Source organism: Pseudoalteromonas sp. bablab_jr010 (assembly GCF_016464105.1).
Lineage (GTDB): Bacteria > Pseudomonadota > Gammaproteobacteria > Enterobacterales > Alteromonadaceae > Pseudoalteromonas > Pseudoalteromonas simplex.
The window spans coordinates 38,207-56,717 of the sequence record NZ_JACDWV010000149.1; the positions used below are offsets into that span (position 1 = coordinate 38,207).

Annotated in this window: 18 protein-coding genes and 1 tRNA gene; 16 read left to right on the forward strand and 3 right to left on the reverse strand. The window is 41.6% G+C overall.

The genetic code is table 11. The features are described 5' to 3' along the window. Nucleotides 1-11 precede the first annotated feature (11 nt). The 8 genes from mutL to JIG37_RS15550 all read left to right on the forward strand — a co-directional run bounded on the left by mutL (nt 12) and on the right by JIG37_RS15550 (nt 8,841). The gene (mutL, locus tag JIG37_RS15515) at nt 12-1,856 is read left to right on the forward strand and encodes a DNA mismatch repair endonuclease MutL (protein ID WP_199529781.1); all 1,845 of its coding nucleotides are present in this window, start codon (nt 12-14) and stop codon (nt 1,854-1,856) included. A gap of 15 nt (nt 1,857-1,871) precedes the next feature. Next, nucleotides 1,872-2,789, forward strand: a complete 918-nt coding sequence (gene miaA, locus JIG37_RS15520) for a tRNA (adenosine(37)-N6)-dimethylallyltransferase MiaA (protein WP_138617988.1) — start codon at nt 1,872-1,874, stop codon at nt 2,787-2,789. 80 nt (nt 2,790-2,869) lie between these two features. Continuing rightward, a complete protein-coding gene (gene hfq / locus JIG37_RS15525) occupies nt 2,870-3,133 on the forward strand; it encodes an RNA chaperone Hfq (protein ID WP_054552435.1) in 264 nt (87 codons plus the stop codon). A gap of 17 nt (nt 3,134-3,150) precedes the next feature. Next, a complete protein-coding gene (hflX, locus tag JIG37_RS15530) occupies nt 3,151-4,440 on the forward strand; it encodes a ribosome rescue GTPase HflX (protein ID WP_054552436.1) in 1,290 nt (429 codons plus the stop codon). Nucleotides 4,441-4,531: 91 nt separating this feature from the next. Beyond that, the gene (hflK, locus tag JIG37_RS15535; protein WP_054552437.1) at nt 4,532-5,698 is read left to right on the forward strand and encodes an FtsH protease activity modulator HflK; all 1,167 of its coding nucleotides are present in this window, start codon (nt 4,532-4,534) and stop codon (nt 5,696-5,698) included. A gap of 5 nt (nt 5,699-5,703) precedes the next feature. Next, a complete protein-coding gene (gene hflC, locus JIG37_RS15540; RefSeq protein WP_054552438.1) occupies nt 5,704-6,582 on the forward strand; it encodes a protease modulator HflC in 879 nt (292 codons plus the stop codon). A gap of 225 nt (nt 6,583-6,807) precedes the next feature. Continuing rightward, nucleotides 6,808-8,121: an adenylosuccinate synthase gene (locus tag JIG37_RS15545; RefSeq protein WP_054552439.1), complete on the forward strand. Its 1,314-nt coding sequence runs from the start codon at nt 6,808-6,810 to the stop codon at nt 8,119-8,121. Nucleotides 8,122-8,232: 111 nt separating this feature from the next. Then, the gene (locus JIG37_RS15550; protein ID WP_138600165.1) at nt 8,233-8,841 is read left to right on the forward strand and encodes a tetratricopeptide repeat protein; all 609 of its coding nucleotides are present in this window, start codon (nt 8,233-8,235) and stop codon (nt 8,839-8,841) included. A gap of 48 nt (nt 8,842-8,889) precedes the next feature. On the opposite strand, the gene JIG37_RS15555 is transcribed toward JIG37_RS15550, so the two are convergent. Next, nucleotides 8,890-10,749: a sodium:proton antiporter gene (locus tag JIG37_RS15555; RefSeq protein WP_138600166.1), complete on the reverse strand. Its 1,860-nt coding sequence runs from the start codon at nt 10,747-10,749 to the stop codon at nt 8,890-8,892. A gap of 918 nt (nt 10,750-11,667) precedes the next feature. On the opposite strand from JIG37_RS15555, the gene proB reads away from it, so the two are divergent. Both proB and JIG37_RS15565 read left to right on the forward strand, forming a co-directional pair. Next, nucleotides 11,668-12,774 (forward strand): glutamate 5-kinase, encoded by a 1,107-nt coding sequence (gene proB, locus JIG37_RS15560; protein WP_138600167.1) that lies wholly within the window; start codon nt 11,668-11,670, stop codon nt 12,772-12,774. Next, nucleotides 12,771-14,018, forward strand: a complete 1,248-nt coding sequence (locus tag JIG37_RS15565) for a glutamate-5-semialdehyde dehydrogenase (protein WP_138617986.1) — start codon at nt 12,771-12,773, stop codon at nt 14,016-14,018. The genes proB and JIG37_RS15565 overlap by 4 nt, the downstream gene beginning before the upstream one ends. Before the next feature lie 158 nt (nt 14,019-14,176). Here JIG37_RS15565 and JIG37_RS15570 read toward each other — a convergent pair. Continuing rightward, nucleotides 14,177-14,252 (reverse strand) — tRNA-Ala (locus tag JIG37_RS15570). A gap of 165 nt (nt 14,253-14,417) precedes the next feature. Here JIG37_RS15570 and JIG37_RS15575 point away from each other — a divergent pair. Both JIG37_RS15575 and JIG37_RS15580 read left to right on the forward strand, forming a co-directional pair. Continuing rightward, entirely contained in the window at nt 14,418-14,804 is a 387-nt protein-coding gene (locus JIG37_RS15575) for a hypothetical protein (RefSeq protein WP_054563498.1), read from the forward strand. Beyond that, nucleotides 14,805-15,305 carry a prolyl-tRNA synthetase associated domain-containing protein gene (locus JIG37_RS15580; protein WP_058583962.1) on the forward strand — a complete coding sequence of 167 codons (501 nt, stop codon included), beginning with the start codon at nt 14,805-14,807 and terminating at the stop codon, nt 15,303-15,305. It begins immediately after the preceding gene. Here the strand turns inward: JIG37_RS15580 and JIG37_RS15585 are convergent. Continuing rightward, the gene (locus JIG37_RS15585) at nt 15,272-16,408 is read right to left on the reverse strand and encodes an MFS transporter (RefSeq protein ID WP_054563500.1); all 1,137 of its coding nucleotides are present in this window, start codon (nt 16,406-16,408) and stop codon (nt 15,272-15,274) included. The genes JIG37_RS15580 and JIG37_RS15585 overlap by 34 nt on opposite strands. 71 nt (nt 16,409-16,479) lie before the next feature. On the opposite strand from JIG37_RS15585, the gene JIG37_RS22865 reads away from it, so the two are divergent. The 4 genes from JIG37_RS22865 (at nt 16,480) to JIG37_RS15600 (ending at nt 18,504) form a co-directional block, all read left to right on the forward strand. Further along, complete coding sequence (locus tag JIG37_RS22865; protein ID WP_267237900.1) at nt 16,480-16,602, forward strand: hypothetical protein; 123 nt, start codon at nt 16,480-16,482, stop codon at nt 16,600-16,602. A 38-nt stretch (nt 16,603-16,640) separates the two neighbouring features. Beyond that, nucleotides 16,641-17,180 (forward strand): DUF2058 domain-containing protein, encoded by a 540-nt coding sequence (locus JIG37_RS15590; protein WP_063701878.1) that lies wholly within the window; start codon nt 16,641-16,643, stop codon nt 17,178-17,180. Nucleotides 17,181-17,283: 103 nt separating this feature from the next. After that, complete coding sequence (locus tag JIG37_RS15595; protein ID WP_054552448.1) at nt 17,284-17,607, forward strand: c-type cytochrome; 324 nt, start codon at nt 17,284-17,286, stop codon at nt 17,605-17,607. Nucleotides 17,608-17,736: 129 nt separating this feature from the next. After that, the gene (locus tag JIG37_RS15600) at nt 17,737-18,504 is read left to right on the forward strand and encodes a class II aldolase/adducin family protein (RefSeq protein WP_054552449.1); all 768 of its coding nucleotides are present in this window, start codon (nt 17,737-17,739) and stop codon (nt 18,502-18,504) included. The last annotated feature ends 7 nt before the right edge of the window (nt 18,505-18,511 follow it).

Sequence of the window (18,511 nt, forward strand, 5' to 3'; positions counted from 1 at the left end):
TTAGGAACACTATGAGTATAGAAATACTACCCGCGCGATTGGCTAACCAAATTGCTGCGGGTGAAGTGGTTGAACGCCCAGCATCCGTTGTTAAAGAGTTGGTAGAAAACAGTTTAGATGCTGGCGCAACGCGCATTCAAATAGATATTGAGCGTGGTGGTCATAAGCTTATTCGCATTCGCGATAATGGCTCTGGCATTAATAAAGATGAGCTAACATTAGCCTTGTCGCGCCATGCTACGAGTAAGCTTAAGTCACTCGATGATCTTGAGAACATTTGCTCACTGGGTTTTCGTGGTGAAGCGTTAGCATCAATTAGTTCTGTTTCTCGCTTAACCTTAAGCTCAAAGCCAAAGCAGCAAGAGGCTGCATGGCAAGCGTTTGCTGAAGGTCGCGATATGGCGGTGCAGATTAAGCCAACCGCACACCCTGATGGTACCACCATTGAGGTGAAAGACTTATTCTTTAATACCCCTGCGCGCCGTAAATTTCTTCGCACCGAGAAAACCGAGTTTTCACATATTGATGAGCTCATAAAGCGTATTGCGCTGAGTCGTTTTGATGTCTCTATCACCCTGACTCATAATGGCAAGGTCGTGCGTCAATACCGTGCTAAACCAAACCCTGAGCAAGCGATAAGCCGTGTTGCACAAGTGGCGGGTAAGGCATTTAGTGAACAGGGGCTGCATATTCAGTCAGGTGAAGCAGGTTTGATGTTACGAGGTTGGGTATTGCCCGTGGGCTCAACGAATAGCACGCAATATACCTATGTGAATAATCGCATGATGCGCGATAAACTCATTTTGCATGCAATCCGCCAAGCCTTTGAAGAAGTCGCAGGCTCTGAAGAGCTGCCAGGTTTTGTCATTTATATTGATATTGACCCACGTCAGGTCGATGTAAATGTGCACCCAGCTAAACATGAAGTGCGTTTTCATCAAGGCCGTTTAGTGCATGACTTTATTCTACAGGCAATAAAACAAGTGGTGGTACCGCTTCAGCATGAAGCTGGTTTTACAGAGTATAATGACACTGCTTTTCAGCATGCTTCGTTTGATGAGGCGCACTCAAGCAGCATGCAGCCAAGTTTTACTCAATCAGCGCCAACAGAGCAATATGATTACCCTAAATCTGAATTACAGCCGACACGTTCAGCGAGTTATTCAGGGGCAACAGGAGCAGGGCGCTCTGGCGTTGGCTTTAGTAGCGACAGCCAAGGCCGCAGTAAAACATCGCATCAAGATGTCAATGCTTTTTATCAAGGGATCAGTGAGCAACATGCTGCGCATTTTGACCAAGTACGCCCAGAGCCAAGCGTTACAGCGCCGGTTGTAGAGCAAGCTAAGCTTGCCAAACTCATCCACGTACGCGAGGGCGAATGCGTATTTAGTGAAGACAACCAACTCTTTGCTGCGCACTTTAAGCATGCTTTAGCACTCGACTGGCAAGCGCACGTAGAGCAAGCAGGTAGCCTTGATGGCAAAGCCTTGTTGTTACCTGTGCGAGTAAATGCAAGTGCTGATGATATTAGCGCGTTAAATGCTCAGCAGTCGTGGTTTACCTTACTTGGTTTTGATTTAGTAATAGAAAAACAGTTTGTGATGGTTAAAAAGCTTCCGCCTTGCGTGTATTTACTTGATGTAAGTGATGCTATTGAGCGGCTTATTGCTGGCTGTAAAGCCTCACCAAGTTCACTCGATGAATGGTTAGCTTGGTTAACTCAACAAATACCAACACGTTATTACGCAAGCCAAGCCTTTATGGAGCAAGTGGCTCGGTTAGAAAATAATCCACAAACTATGCAACTTTTACGTCAAAAAGCAGTTAAAATAGAACTATCTCAGTTTTTAAACTAAGCAAGGTATTTAGGCTTGAATAACTTACCCGTCATTTTTTTAATGGGACCAACCGCTGCAGGGAAAACAGATTTAGCAATTTCGCTGTGTGAGCATTTAAACACAGAAATAATCAGTGTTGATTCAGCATTAGTCTATAAAGATATGGACATCGGCACGGCAAAGCCAAATGCCGAAGAGCTTGCTCGTGCGCCGCATCACTTAATTGATATTATTGACCCAGCAGATAGTTATTCAGTGGCAGATTTTCGCCGTGATGCAATTGAAAAGATTGATCTATTTCATCAGCAAGGTAAAGTACCTGTATTGGTTGGCGGTACAATGATGTATTTTAAGTCGCTTATTGATGGCTTATCACCGCTACCAGAGGCATCACCTGAAGTACGTGCTGAACTCGAAAAAGAAGCAGCGCGGTTTGGTTGGCCACATTTGCATAAAGAACTTGTGAAAATCGATCCTGATGCAGCGAAAAAAATGAGCGAAAATGATTCGCAAAGAATTAATCGTGCATTAGAAGTGTATCGTATAACAGGTAAAACAATGACTGAGCTGCAAAAACAAAAGCAGCCTGAGCTTCCTTATACTTTCTATCAATTTGCCATTGCACCTGATGATCGCAGTGAATTACATCAGCGAATTGAGAAAAGGTTTAAAATAATGCTCGATCAGGGGTTTGAAAATGAAGTTTCATCCCTATATAAACGTAAGGATTTACACCCAGACCTACCTTCGATTCGTTGTGTGGGTTATAGACAAATGTGGGATTACATTGCTGGCGAAATTGACTATGATGAAATGGTCTTTCGTGGTATTGCAGCCACACGGCAGTTAGCCAAGCGACAACTGACTTGGTTAAGAGGTTGGCCTGAAGTAATTTGGTTGACTACGGGTGATGAAGAAAACTTGCAACGTGTAGTAAGTTCGCTAAGCTAGTAGTAGCTGAAAGTTTTTTAGCTTTGTTAAATTAGTTCAGCTACTTAATTATAATAACACCTAGAACGAAGGAAAATAACATGGCAAAAGGCCAGTCGTTACAAGACCCATTTTTAAATGCGTTACGTCGTGAGCGCATTCCAGTATCAATCTTTTTGGTTAATGGCATTAAATTGCAGGGTAAAATCCAGTCATTTGACCAATTTGTTATTTTACTTGAAAACACCGTAAATCAAATGGTGTATAAACACGCTATTTCAACTGTTGTTCCAGCGCGTTCTGTTAACTTCCAAGGCGTTCAAGGAAGTGATGATTCAGAAGAGCAAGAATCTGGAAATTTTTAAACTTAGGAGCGTAATGCTTGTTTGACCGTTATGAAGCCGGCGAACAGGCAGTTTTAGTTCATATCGACTTACCTAAAGAAGGAGATCGCGAAGATCTTCACGAATTAGAGTTGTTGGTATCTTCTGCTGGTGTTAGTAGTTTGGCGATTGTGCAAGGCAGTCGTCAAGCACCGCATCCGAAACTTTTCGTCGGGACCGGAAAAGCAGAAGAAATCGCTGAAACTGTCAAAATCCACAATGCAGATGTCATTATTTTCAACCATCAACTTAGCCCGTCACAGGAACGCAATTTAGAGCGCGTTTGCCAGTGCCGCGTTCTTGATCGTACGAGTTTGATCTTAGATATTTTTGCGCAGCGAGCGCGAACTCACGAAGGTAAACTTCAGGTTGAGTTAGCTCAGTTACGCCATATTTCTACTCGCTTGATCCGTGGTTGGACCCACCTTGAAAGACAAAAAGGCGGGATAGGGTTACGTGGTCCGGGTGAAACCCAGCTCGAAACCGATAGACGATTACTGCGCGCAAGAATTAAAAATATTCGTGCCCGTTTAGATAAAGTTGCTGTTCAACGTGAGCAGGGGCGACGTGCGCGTACGCGAAATGAAATTCCAACTGTGTCACTAGTAGGTTATACCAATGCGGGTAAATCAACGTTATTTAACCGTATTACTGACTCAGATGTGTATGCTGCTGATCAGCTATTCGCAACCCTAGATCCAACCTTACGTAAGTTAGATATCGGCGATATAGGTCCAATTATTTTAGCGGATACGGTAGGTTTCATTCGTCACTTACCTCATGACCTTGTTGCAGCATTTAAAGCGACCTTAACAGAAACCCGTGAAGCTGATTTACAGTTGCATGTTATCGATGTGGCAGACCCTCGTCGAAAAGAAAATATTGAGCAAGTACAGTCTGTTTTAAAAGAAATCGAAGCAGATGAAGTGCCGCAATTATTGGTTTATAACAAAATTGATGCGCTAGATGACGTTGCGCCACGTATAGATAGAAACGACGAAGGTCAACCGGTACGAGTCTGGTTGTCGGCGCGCACTGGCGTTGGCTGTGAACTGCTAAGTGAGGCAATTAATGAGTTACTTGCCAAGAAGATGTTTGCTGATGAGCTAAAATTACCACCACAACATGGTCGTATTCGTGCAGCATTATTCAACTTAAACGCAGTTCATCAAGAACGTTTTGATGAGCAAGGAAACTGGTTGTTATCGGTACGCTTGCCAATGGCAGAATGGAATCGCTTGAAAAAAGAGATGGGACAAGACCTCGACTCTTTTGTAGTGACTGATTAAAAATCGCCAGCATTTGTCTTTTTTAGTATGAGAAATGCTGTAGATTTGATAGATTTAACCTAATTCATTTAGATAACAATGGAGTATAGCTATGGCCTGGAATGAACCGGGTAATAATGGCAATGATAAAGATCCGTGGAATAATAAAGGCGGAAAAGATCAAGGCCCACCTGATTTAGACGAGGTAATGCGTAAATTCGGCAACAAGTTTGGCGGTTTATTTGGTGGTAATAAGCCAGGTAAAAACGGCGGCGGACTTGGTGGCGCAGGCATTTCTTTCATCCTTATTATTGCCGTCATTGTATGGGCATTAAGTGGTATTTACACGGTAAAAGAAGCCGAGCGCGGTATTGTTTTACAATTTGGACAATACAATCGCATTGCAGAACCTGGCTTACGTTGGAAAATGACCTTCATTGAACGCGTGATCCCTGTAGATATTGAAGCGGTTCGCTCGTTATCTGCAAAAGGTTTCATGCTGACAGAAGACGAGAACGTGGTAAATGTAGAGTTTGAAGTACAATACCGTGTTATCGATCCACACCTATACAAGTTTAGCGTAACCGACGCAGATGGCAGCTTGAAACAAGCGCTTGATAGTGCTCTTCGTTATGTGATTGGTCATGTAAAAATGGACCAAGTGCTAACAACTGGTCGTGAGTTAGTGCGCCAACAAACGTGGGATGAACTAAACAAAATCATTGAGCCTTACAACTTAGGTATTATCGTAAGCGATGTGAACTTTAAAGATTCACGTCCGCCGGGTGAAGTAAAAGACGCGTTTGATGATGCTATTGCTGCACAAGAAGATGAAGAACGCTTTATTCGTGAAGCTGAGGCTTACGCTCGTGAAATTGAGCCTCGTGCCCGTGGTCAAGTTACGCGAATGACACAAGAAGCAGAAGCGTACCGTGAGCGTATTACTCTAGAAGCGCAAGGTGAAGTAGCACGTTTTGAAAAACTGTTACCTGAGTACCAAGCTGCGAAAGAAGTAACCCGTAAGCGCTTATATATCGATGCGATGGAAGAAGTGCTAGGTAACAGCTCTAAAGTGTTAGTTGATGTAGAGGGCGGTAATAATATGATGTATCTACCGCTTGATAAAATCATGGAAAAGCAAGGTACAGCAACGCGTGTTGCGCTACCAAGCTCAAGTGATATTCAAGATCTTCGCAATAAGTTAAATCCATCACGTAACAGCACGGTTAATTCAAGTAATGATCGTTTCGCAACTGACCGTTTTAATGAGGGGAGATAAGTAAGATGAAAAATTTTAGTTTAGTAATACTTGCCCTTGCAGTTGTGCTGTCTTTTTCTGCGATTTTTGTTGTACAAGAAGGCGAAAAAGCAATTGTCTTATTATTCAGCAAAGTTGAAAAAGACAGTGACGATAACGCTGTAGTATATGGCCCAGGTTTACACTTAAAAGTACCTTTCTTTAGCCAAGTACGTCGCTTAGATGCACGAATTCAAACGCTAGATGGTGAAGCTGACCGCTTTGTTACTAGTGAGAAAAAAGACTTAATCGTTGATTCTTATGTGAAGTGGCGTATTAATGACTTTAGTGCATTTTACCTACGTGCCCGTGGTGATAAGCAATATGCTGAAACACTGCTTAAGCAAAAGGTGAACAATGGACTTCGTACTAATTTCGGTTCTCGTACAATTAAAGAGATTGTCTCTGGCGAGCGTAGTGAACTGATGGAAGAAGCGTTAGTTCAAGCATCTGAAAGTGCGCAAGAGCTAGGTATTGAAGTGCTTGATGTGCGTGTTAAGCAAATTAACTTACCACAAGAAGTGAGTAGCTCAATCTTCCAGCGTATGCGTGCTGAGCGTACTGCAGTAGCTAAAGAGCACCGTTCAGAAGGTCAAGAAAAAGCTGAGACAATTCGCGCAGAAGTAGACCGCCGTGTAACCGTAATGCTTGCAGATGCTGAACGTAATGCTCGTACAGTACGTGGTCAAGGTGATGCTGATGCTGCTGCTATCTATGCTAATGCATATAACAAAGACGCTGAATTCTTTGGTTTTATGCGCAGCCTAGAAGCATACAAAAATACCTTTAAAGATAAACAAGACGTGATGGTAATTTCACCTGATAGCGACTTCTTTAATTATATGAAAGGTACAAAAGTACAGTAAGTAATACTCGTATGATCAAAAGCCCCGCAATTTGTGGGGCTTTTTTGTTTCTGTAAGTGATTAATTTTTATTCTTAACAATTTTATAAACCTCTGTTCTGCATGTAGTTGTTTAAGTAATTGAGAAGATAAAAATTCAGGCGCAGAAAAAATAAGCTAAACGGGGTGATCTTTCACCTCGTTTTCTGATAAAATCTCGTCCTAATTTTTTCTAAGTGAATTTGCAATGGGTAAAAACGTTGTTGTACTAGGCACCCAATGGGGTGACGAAGGTAAGGGTAAGGTAGTTGACCTCCTTACAGACAAAGCATCTTTAGTAGTTCGTTATCAAGGTGGTCATAACGCAGGCCATACTCTGGTAATCAACGGTGAAAAGACGGTTTTACACCTTATTCCATCGGGTGTATTACGTGACAATGTTAAGTGTGTGATCGGTAATGGTGTTGTTTTATCACCAGAAGCATTAATGAAAGAAATTGGCATGCTAGAAGAGCGTGGCGTACCAGTACGTGAGCGCTTATTAATCAGCGAAGCATGTCCATTAATTTTACCTTTCCACATTGCATTAGATTTAGCCCGTGAAAAAGCACGTGGCGATAAGCCAATTGGCACTACAGGTCGTGGTATCGGTCCAGCTTATGAAGATAAAGTAGCACGTCGTGGTTTACGTGTAGGTGACTTATTCAATCCTGAACAGTTTGCTAGCAAGCTTAAAGAAGTATTGGAATACCATAACTTCACTTTAGAGCATTACTACAAAGCTGAACCAGTTGACTTCCAAAAGACATTTGACGATGCAATGGCTATCGCAGATATCTTAAAAGCAATGGTTGTTGATGTTACTGAGCTTCTTGACCAAACGCGTTTAGCGGGCGACAACATCTTATTTGAAGGTGCGCAAGGTACATTACTTGATATCGACCACGGTACTTACCCGTACGTAACATCATCAAACACAACAGCTGGTGGTGTAGCGACTGGTGCTGGTTTTGGTCCATTACACCTTGATTACGTGTTAGGTATTATCAAAGCTTACACTACACGTGTAGGTTCTGGTCCATTCCCTACAGAGCTTTACGACGGTCTTGATAAGCAAGATCCAGTTGGTAAGCACTTAGGTGATAAAGGTCATGAGTTCGGTGCGACGACAGGTCGTTTACGCCGTACAGGTTGGTTAGACGCAGTGGCAATGCGCCGTGCAGTGCAAATCAACAGCATCTCAGGTTTCTGTTTAACTAAACTAGACGTTTTAGACGGTTTAGAAACATTAAAAATCTGTACTGGTTACCAGTTAGAAGATGGCACAGTAACGAACGTTACACCATTAGCAGCTGAAGGTTACGAGAAAGTAACACCAGTATACGAAGAGATGCCAGGCTGGTCAGAAAACACAGTAGGTGCTACGTCAGTTGATCAATTACCGCAAGCGGCACTTGATTACATCAAACGTATTGAAGAAATCACTGGTGTTCCAGTTGATATCATCTCTACTGGTCCAGACCGTGTAGAAACTATGGTATTACGCAGCCCATTTGCATAATCGTCATAGTGACTGAAAAAGCTGCTTCGGCAGCTTTTTTTGTGCCTAAAATTCACTTGGTATAATATTTGTATATTATTTGCTAAGACTGACTTTATTTAAGTGATTTTGATGCGTGTTTTATTGCCTTTAACATTACTCTTCTCAAGCCTGAGTATGGCTGAAGAGCCTATCACAGCTGTGCCTCTTTACACAGAGAGCGAGTTAATAGGCTTGATCAATAAAAATACACACCTTGCACGTGTCAAGGCAGATGATTGCCAGTTAGTGCAAGATATCGAAGCGCGAGCCAATAAAATGGCACTGCCATCATATCAGTTCCTGTATGGCGATATGCTAGCTTATGCGGTGTGTGTAGACCGTAATGTAGAGTTAGGGGTTTATTACATGCGTCAGGCCGCTCAGCAAGGGCTAGGCGCGGCTTTAGAGCAGCTTGGTCGCTACTATGATGTTGGCCAGTTAGTGCAGCAAGATAAAGCAATGGCGGTGACCTATTTACGAGAAGCATCAGCTCAAGGTAACCTAAAGGCACAAATGCGTTTGGTTAATCTATTTAATCAAGGTTATGGCAGCCCGCGCGATTATGAAGACGCCTACCGTTGGTTATTTCATTCAATGGTTGCCGATAAAGCAACTCACAAGAAAGTCGAAAATTTACTCGCTAAGCTTGCCGAAAAAATGCCAGACAGCGTCGTTGCACGCGCCCGTTTACCTATGTAGGCAAATACAAATACATATAAAAAAGGCCAGCTAATGCTGGCCTTACTGTTATTTCTCTTCTTTATTTTCTTTCGGTTTGCCGTTGTTCGGGTCTTTTAGCACCGATAGTTTAGGCGGTTGAAGTGCCACAATACGTTCACCTACTTGTGGAGGTTTTTCCATATTTGTAGTGAACGGGCGAATTTTAATAGGCGTATCGTCATCATCGCTTTTTTCACCATTTAAAATAAATAATGGGATTGCTTCGCTATTAACTTCTTTATATTGATCCCAACTAAACTCTTCAGAAATACGCGTCGCACTAACTTTGCCGCCTTTGGCAATTAAGCTGCTTAAACGGGCATAAGCGCCATTGTCGCCAAACAGAATTTGTCGTGACAAGAAGGTCGCACTGTCTTTATTCGCTTTTGCATGGTTAGTCGAAGAGCGCAAAGAAAATACATTCTTTTCGTCGAACAAATGCGAGAAGTATTGTACGCCTAATGCATTGTGATGGCGGTTCGGTGAAAGCGCGAGTACGCTACGAATTGTTGTTAATGGTAAATACCGCTCCGCATGCTCTGACTGCGGATTACCATAGTAACAAGGTAAGCCATCCATGCGTGCCATTTTACAGTTTTCCCATGCAGGATCAGATAAGTGCACCGGAATATTTTGATCTTTTAAGCCGCAAGCAATAGCACGGGCTACATGGTTTGCGCCAATAATTAAAATAGTATTTGGCGCAGGCTGGCGTACTTTTAATAACTTTGCTAACGGTGTTGCTGTAAGGCTTTGCAGTACTACAGTAATAATAATTACAGTAAATATAAGTGGCACTATTTTTTCAGCATCGGCAATGCCAGCTTCGACCATACTTAGAGCAAATACAGAGCCCACCGCAGCGGCAACGATACCCCGTGGTGCAATCCACGACAGAACTAAGCGAGACTTAAGTGGTAAATCAGTTTTAAAGGTCGATATTGCAATACAGGCTGGGCGAGCCACAAAAAGCACGATGGCTAAGAAAATAAACACATCGCTATGTAACATCATTAAATCTGATAGCTGTAGTCGGGCTGCAAGTAAGATGAACAGTGATGAAATTAAGATCATCGAAAGGTCTTCTTTAAATTCAAGCACAGAGTCAATTTCGAGATCATCTTGGTTAGCAAGCCAAATACCAAACACGGTAACAGCGAGGAGGCCAGATTCATGGCTTAGGTGGTTCGAAACCGTAAAGCTAATCAGTACTAAGGCTAAAATGCCAAACTTGTGTAACTCAAATGGTAGCCATTCTCGGCGTATCAGCAATGTGGTAAGCCAACCTGCAACGACACCAATGGTTAAACCAACTCCCAGGGTTTTAAAGAGCGCGATAATGGTATGACTCAGTACTTCGCCTTGACCTACAAGCATGACAGCTTCAAATACTAGTACTGCGAATAATGCACCTATAGGGTCTATAACAATACCTTCCCAACGCAAGATGCGGTCAATATCTTGAGTAGGTCTCATAGAGTTTAACAGCGGCGCAATAACTGTAGGTCCAGTTACAACAAGCACCGCTCCAAGTACTGCAGCAACTCGCCAGTTCAGCTCTAAAATCCAATAAGCGCTGAAGCTGATTACTAAACAAGTCGTGAGCATTCCTATAGAGCAGAGGTTACGAACTACCTTACCAATCCCTTTTAACTCTCTGAAGTGTAAGGTTAGTGAACCCTCAAATAAGATCACCGCCACACTTAAAGAAACTACAGGGAAGAGTAAATCACCCAGTAGAGCGTCAGGTTCTAGTACGCCACTAAATGGCCCTAAAACTAAACCTGTTAGTAGTAAAAATAAAATAGCGGGTACGCGAAACGCCCATGCGACCCACTGTGCTAATACTGAGCACAATGCGATCCCTGCTATATAAATTGCTGACATAGAATAAATTATCCTTTTGTTACTACTGTTCAAAAAAGGTCGAATCACATTATTTATGATGTAATGCAATCTTCAATTAGACCTTTGAAATAAAATTGCCTGCTTATTAAAGCTTACTCATCACTATAGACACAAGCAAACTTGATGCTTCAAATACGATTTTAGTCGTTATTACTACTTTTTGGGGTTATATCTAAAACAAAAGTCAGGTTTGCAGAGAAAAAATCATTAGGGCTAACATATGGTGATCTAACTTATTGTTAAAAAGTATTTATTTTTCCTATTTATGGCAAGTATAAAAGCTGTGATTACTTTTCGCCCTTGATCTTTACCCCTAATTTCCCGTATTATATTTCGTGTTCAAACAATTTGATATCTAAATGTTTATCGGTGTTGCTACAGTTTTCTAGAGCTTTACCTCTAAATAATCAATTGCTTGTAACAATTTTAGTGTTTTATACACTTTGTTTTCTAATTAAATAGAAATGAGCTTTCCCGTGTTCAGTGTGTATTTATTACGTGTTGAATAGAATATAAGTTCATTATCTGGTCAATGTTTAGTTCCCATCGTGGCAGCTAAATCTCGGTCATACAATCTACACCCTATCTGTTGGTGTACCAGATTGTATAGGCTCTATGTATGTTGTTATTAATAAAAGCCTCACACAGCTTTTTACAGCGATACATAAACAACACTTATCTCTTTTTATCAACTTATGGTTTATAACCGTTTGGTCTACTGACTGAATAAAAGTTGTGCTATATCTAATCGCAGTACTTGCGTGGCGTAGTCGTGTGCATAGATAAGTTGTTTGGCAAAGTGATAATAGTCAGTGCGTTTAGTAAAGCTAAACGCGAGTCTTTTAATCAGTGGCAAATTGGCACTGAACAGATAGTAAAATGGAAAGTTGAACAGTTATGCAAAAGTTAAATTGGCGACGTATAGTACTAAAAGTAGGTAGCGCATTAATCGCACCCGAACAAGACGGGTGTCGCTCACGTTATTTACTGACCATTGCACAGTTCATCGTTCGCTGTCGAGCGCAAGGTATCGAAGTTATTTTAGTATCATCGGGTTCGGTAGCTGCTGGTTCGCATTTATTCCCTGAACAAGAAAAGCGTTCAGTGACGATGAAAAAAGCAATGGCTGCTGCCGGTCAGACAGAAATGATGGCGATGTGGGATCGTTTCTTTGATTTCCCATCAGCACAGATTTTATTAACTCATGGTGACTTACGTGACCGTGAGCGTTATACCAGTATTCGTGAAACAGTTTTCACCTTACTGGAGCATGGTGTATTACCTATCATTAATGAGAATGACACGGTAACAACTGATGATTTAAAAGTTGGCGACAATGATAACTTGTCGGCAATGGTAGCCGCAGCGGCGGACGCAGATGCATTGATGATTTTTTCGGATGTTGATGGTCTTTATGACAAAAATCCGAATTTACATGAAGATGCAGTGCTATTACCAGAAATTGATAGCATCGATGAATCAATTTACGCCATGGCCGGTTGTGCAACCAGTGCCGTTGGTACAGGTGGTATGAAAACGAAAATCGAAGCGGCTGAAAAAGCCACTTCACATGGTATTACAACCTTTATTTTAAATGGTTTTAAAGAAGAGACATTTAACCGACTGCTTGCGGGTGATAACCCAGGTACTATCTTCAAACCATATGAGAAACCGATGCAAGAAGCAGTGCATTGGATGACTCACACAGCTAACGAGCAGGGTGAGGTTGTCGTTGAAGGTTCATTCGATGAATCATTAAAAGATGAAGACGGTTGTATTCGTAGCGATGAAATCGTTGCAGTACACGGAGAATTTGGCGTAGGCGATACCATTTTAGTTCGTAGTGATGATGGTACGCGTCTAGCAAAAGCAACAGCGAACTACAGTAGCTGTTTATTGAATTTTATTGCTGACAACGAGCAAAGTGAATTTAGCGAAAAAATGCAAGATTCAATCGGCCCAGTTGTTTCAGAGAAAGATATCGCATTATTGGAGAAGTCATGAGTTTAATTACGGATATTTCGAGTCAAGCTGCAAAAGCTGCAACCCAGTTAGCTTTACTTGATACTGCTACTAAGAATCAAGTGTTAACTGAGATGGCAGAGGCGTTACGGGAAAGCAAAGCGTTTATCATCAAAGAGAACGAAAGCGATTTAGCGGCAGCACGTGATAATAACCTTGCTGCGTCTATGATTGACCGTTTAACGCTAAACGATGAGCGTATTGAAGCAATGGCTGAAGGCATTGAAGTAATTGTTAGCCTTGATGATCCTGTAGGCCAATTACGTGAAATTTCAGAGCGTCCAAACGGTATTAAGATCAGCAAGATGCGCGTACCACTTGGTGTTGTGTGTATGATTTATGAAGCACGCCCGAATGTGACGGCTGATGCCGGTGCGTTATGCTTTAAATCGGGTAATGGTGTTATTTTACGTGGTGGTAAAGAAGCACTTCGCAGCTCGCAAGCAATCGCAAGTGTAATGCACAAAGTACTTGAAAAGCATGGTTTACCTGCTGCGTTGATTTCAGTGATCCCAGATCCAGACCGTGGTCTGCTCATGGAGCTGATGCAACAGCGTGACACTATTGATTTAATCATTCCGCGTGGTGGTGAAGGTTTAATTAATTTTGTAACAGAAAACAGTACTATTCCAGTGATCCAACACTTTAAAGGTGTATGTCACCTTTATGTTGATAAAGACGCTGATCTGAACGTAGCAATCAATTTACTATTAAATGGTAAAACCCAGCGTACAGGTGTGTGTAATGCCCTAGAAGGTTTAGTGGTTCATCAAGATATCGCTGATGAGTTTTTAAACCTATGTGCAGTTGTTCTTCGTCAAGAAGGCGTTAAAGTAAATGCAGATGCGAAAGCTGCCGAGTACTTTGATAATGCAACAGTACTTGCTGACGACGAGTTTGGTGAAGAGTACTTAGATTTAGAAATCGCAATTAAAGTTGTACCTGACTTTGCCGGTGCCATTGATCATATTGCTAAGTTTGGTTCAAACCACACTGAAGTGATTTGTACTAAAGACCAAGCTGCGGCGCAGTTATTCCAACGCAGTGTGGATGCATCTGTGGTAATGGTTAATGCATCATCGCGTTTTTCTGATGGTTCACAGTTAGGTTTAGGTGCTGAGATTGGCATTGCGACAACTAAGCTACATGCTTACGGTCCAATGGGTCTTGAGTCACTTACAACTGAAAAATACTTAGTTAATGGCGAAGGCCAGATTCGTGAATAATCACTAAAAAGTAATTGCTTAAAAAGCCGGGCTTTGCTCGGTTTTTTTGTGTTTAAAATAAAACGAAGACGGCAGAAAGACTAATAAAGTCGCTTTAATTTAGAATTTATTGGTTTTTATTAAGTATTTGGCAGATTGCCTAAAGAGAGGTAGGAAAGTGGTGGAGCTAAGCAGGATCGAACTGCTGACCTCCTGCGTGCAAGGCAGGCGCTCTCCCAGCTGAGCTATAGCCCCACATTCCTAAATACAGGATGCTTAAGTCTTGCGTCTCAAGCGGGGTGAACTTTAAATATTTTTGCATTTGTGGTCAAGTATTTTTTTTAAAATGTTCGATTTTTTACTCTGTTGTTTTATTTTTGGTAGACTAAAGCGCATTCACTGTTCAAGGCTTATCCAATAATGAAAAAAATAGCATGGCTTTTGGTTGTTTTACTTGCCGGTTGCGCAAGCCAACAAGAAGCGCCTCCTTTTGAAATCAATAATAAGCAGTTTTACGAAAAAAATGATGAGCAAGGCAATAAAATCTTTGCCTATGTGGTGTCAGTTAAAGCACAGGGCAGACGCCCGATTAATCTTGATAAGCCAATGACACGCAGGCAGTTTAAAGATTTTGCCGAGCAAGAAGTATTTGAAGAGTCGAGCAACTTAAAACTTATGCTCGAAGACCAAGCGGTTGAATTATTAAATGAAGAGCTTAAAGAGCGACAATATTGCGACGATAAACACGTTATTGACGAAGTATTATGGCGTGATTTAAGTGTGCAATTACGAGGACGTTGTTTGTAAATGTATGCAGATAAAAGCAAGTTAGCTGCTACGCTAGCTCAATTAGATATTAATTATGATGTGATTGAGCATCCACCATTACACGGCAGCTTAGATGCCGATAAGTTTATGCTCGATAGACCGGGCACTCGATTAAAAAACCTGTTTTTACGAGATAATGAAGGTAAGCGCCACTTTTTAGTGATCACTGCTCACGATAAGCAGCTCGACTTAAAAGCCATTGCTCAGCAGCAGGGGTTATCTCGCTTAGGGTTTGCATCTGATGAGCGGTTAGCGCGTTATCTTAAAGTGCCACCTGGCTGTGTTTCTATGTTGGCACTGTTAAACGATAAGCAAAATAATGTCACTCTTTGGCTAGACCAAGAAATTTGGTTTAACGAGCTTTTTCATTGTCACCCTTTTGAAAATACCGCCACTTGGCTGATGAAAAAAGAGGACTTAGAGCTGTTTTTTGAAAGTACCGGGCATCAACCACGTATTGTATTTCTACCTGCCAAATAAACTAAGCTTAAACCTACTAAGCAGACTAAAAGTAGCACGGTCATAAAGGCAACTTGGCCGTGTTGCTGATATACCAGCCCTGGCAATAATGAACCTAATGCCCCACCGCTATAATAAAACGAGACATAACCGCCATTGGTGACACTTGCAGGTGCGCTGCTGATTTTATTTACTAAAGGAGCAGCACTTGAGTGGATCACAAACATTGCACCGCAAAAGCCAGTAAAAGCAATAACAAAAAGTAATAACTGTTGGCTCATCAATAGCACCATCGTCAGGCTATAGAATACAAAAACCCAGGTTAGTAAACGCCAAGGTGTTGATGACTTTCGTAACAGCCAAGGTGTGGCTATGGAAGCCAGCGCGCCCAGCAAGTAGCCGCTGTAAACCAGTCCGATGTCTCGAGTGTTAGTGATAGCAAAACTGTCTTGCAGAATGAAAGGTAAATAATTTAACAGTGCCGCAAAACAAAAGAACATACAAAACACTGCTCCGTAGAGCTTTAATACCAACGGATCTTTTAATTGCTTTAGATACAACAGCGGCGACTTTGCAGCATGAATACTCGCACCTTTGTTTGATTTAGGAATGGCGAGTGCAAATAGTACTAACCCAAGCGCAATCACATAATAAAAACTTTGCCAGCTTAAAAAGTCAGTAAACAAGGCGGCGAGCATACGTCCGAAGTAGCCACCAACAATGGTACTGCCAATGTAAAGTGTCATATTACGTTGTAATTGGTCGGCCTGAAAAGTCACACCAATATAACTGGTCATAGCGGTGAGCGCCGCAGGGAGAGTGATCCCTTGTATAAAACGAACCAACAATAGCAGCTCAAAGCTTGGTGCTAAAGTAAAAGCGATACAGCTGATTGCTAACACAAACATGGCAATCTTTAAAATTGTGAGTGGGTTTCGCTTAGCTAAAAACAAGCCATACACTAAAGGAGCAATGGCTAGTGGCAACATAGTTGCGGTCATTAAGCTACCAGCAGTGGCTGGCGATACAGAAAAATGACTGGCAAATAATCCAAGTAAGGGTTGTGGGGCGTATAAAACAAAGAAAATAAACACAGAGCAAAGTAACAAATGTCGCAGCTGCATTTTTAGCTCCCAAGAGGAAAAGCCCTAGCTTATCGGGTACAGGTTTTTTTACAAGTTCAAAGGCGACTAAAATGATAAATCTTGCGTTAAATCAATATGTCATGATTTCATCGCGTGTTAATCTCACATCAATATACTCGATTGCTGTGAATCAAGTGGGCTCAGTACTGTTATTTGTTGGCAGAGCTGATTAAAATAACCCTAATACGCATTAATAAATTGGAATTTCGTCATGGGTTCATTACAAGATCAATTACTTAAGGCTGGTCTTACTACGGCACATAAAGCTAAAGTAGCCAAAACAGAAAAGCGCAAACAGCAAAAGAAGAAAAAGAAAGGCGCCACGAGTAATCCTAGCGATCTGCAAAAACATATTGAACAAACTAAGCTTGAGCAGCAGAAAAAAGCCGACGAGCTTAATAAAGCGCGTTTAGAAGAGCAAAAGCAACGTGAGCAAGTAGCGCGCGTTAAACAGATTTTAGAGCATCACAACCAAGATGAAATCCGTGGTGATCGCACATTTAACTTCACTTATCAAAATAAAGTGAAAGAGCTCGAAGTAAATGAAAAAACACAAAAGGCCCTAGCTGGTGGCCGATTAGCAATTTGTGTTTTAGAAGGCCAATTTTTTGTACTGGAAGACGAACCAGCACGAAAAGTCGCTGAAGTCAGCGAAGACTACATAGTGTTCCATGTTGAGCCTGAAGATAAGCAAAAGGATGAAGATGATCCGTATGCTGATTTTGAAGTACCTGATGATTTAATTTGGTAGTGATTGTTTCTATTGCCGTTACAATTTTCGGGTGCAATATTGTTAAATCATGGTCTACACTAAAGAAAATGTTTAATAACCCGTCAAAAAAGAGAAAATAGATATGAGCAAGATCACGAAAATTTTATGTGGGGCTGGCATTGCAATGGCTGCAAGCCTATCTTTCAACACTATGGCTGCGGATGGTGCAACACTATACACAGCTAAGCTTTGCCAAACTTGCCACGGTGCAGAAGGTAAAGCGCCTATCATGCCTCAGTACCCTAAATTAAATGGTCAAAATAAAGAGTACTTACTAGCACAAATGAAAGACATCAAGTCAGGTGCGCGTAGCAACGGTATGGCTGCTGCGATGAAAGCAATGGTTGCAAACGTATCTGAAGAAGAAATGGCTGCAATTGCTGATTACTTATCACAAGTAAAATAAACACCATTTTAGCGTGAAAAGGCCACATCAATTGATGTGGCCTTTTTGTATCACCTATTGATCATCTATTAATAGTAATTTAGACTTCTATACATCTATTTGTGCAGTGTCACATATACAAGGTTTTCCATGTTTGACTTACCAAAACTCGATTTAAAAAATAAAGTATCTGAACAAGAATGGCAGCTTCGTGTTGATTTAGCAGCATGTTACCGTTTAGTTGAGCACTTTAGATGGGGGGATTTAATTTATACCCACCTATCGGCACGTTTACCGGGCACAGATCACTATTTAGTTAATGCATTTGGTCTTAGTTTTGATGAAGTGACGGCATCAAACCTTGTGAAGGTGGATTTAGCTGGCAATATTCTTGATGACACGCCATTTAAAATTAATCCTGCTGGTTTCACTATTCACAGCGCTATTCATGAAGTTCGTGATGACGCGCATTGTGTTATTCATTTACACACAAAAGAAACCATTGCCGTTGCAACGCAAGAAAAAGGCCTATTGCCACTTAGCCAATACTCAATGTTCTCATTGCCATCATTGTCTTATCATGGCTACGAAGGGTTAGCGGTAAACAGTGATGAGAAAAAGCGTTTGCAAGATGATTTAGGCACCACTAATCACATGTTATTGGTTAATCATGGTGGCTTAACTGTTGGCCCAACGGTGGGGGATGCCTTTATGCGCTTTTATGATTTGCAGCGCGCCTGTGAAATTCAATTGGCTATTCAAGCCAGTGGTCAAACGGCAATCCCGGTACCACAACCAATTATCGATAATATTTATAATCAAGCGAATGTCGTGCATAGCGGCAGCACAGGTGGCCAGTTGGCTTGGCCGGCAATGTTGCGTAAAGCTTATCGTCTTGATCCTAGTTTTGCTCAGTAAGGAGTAA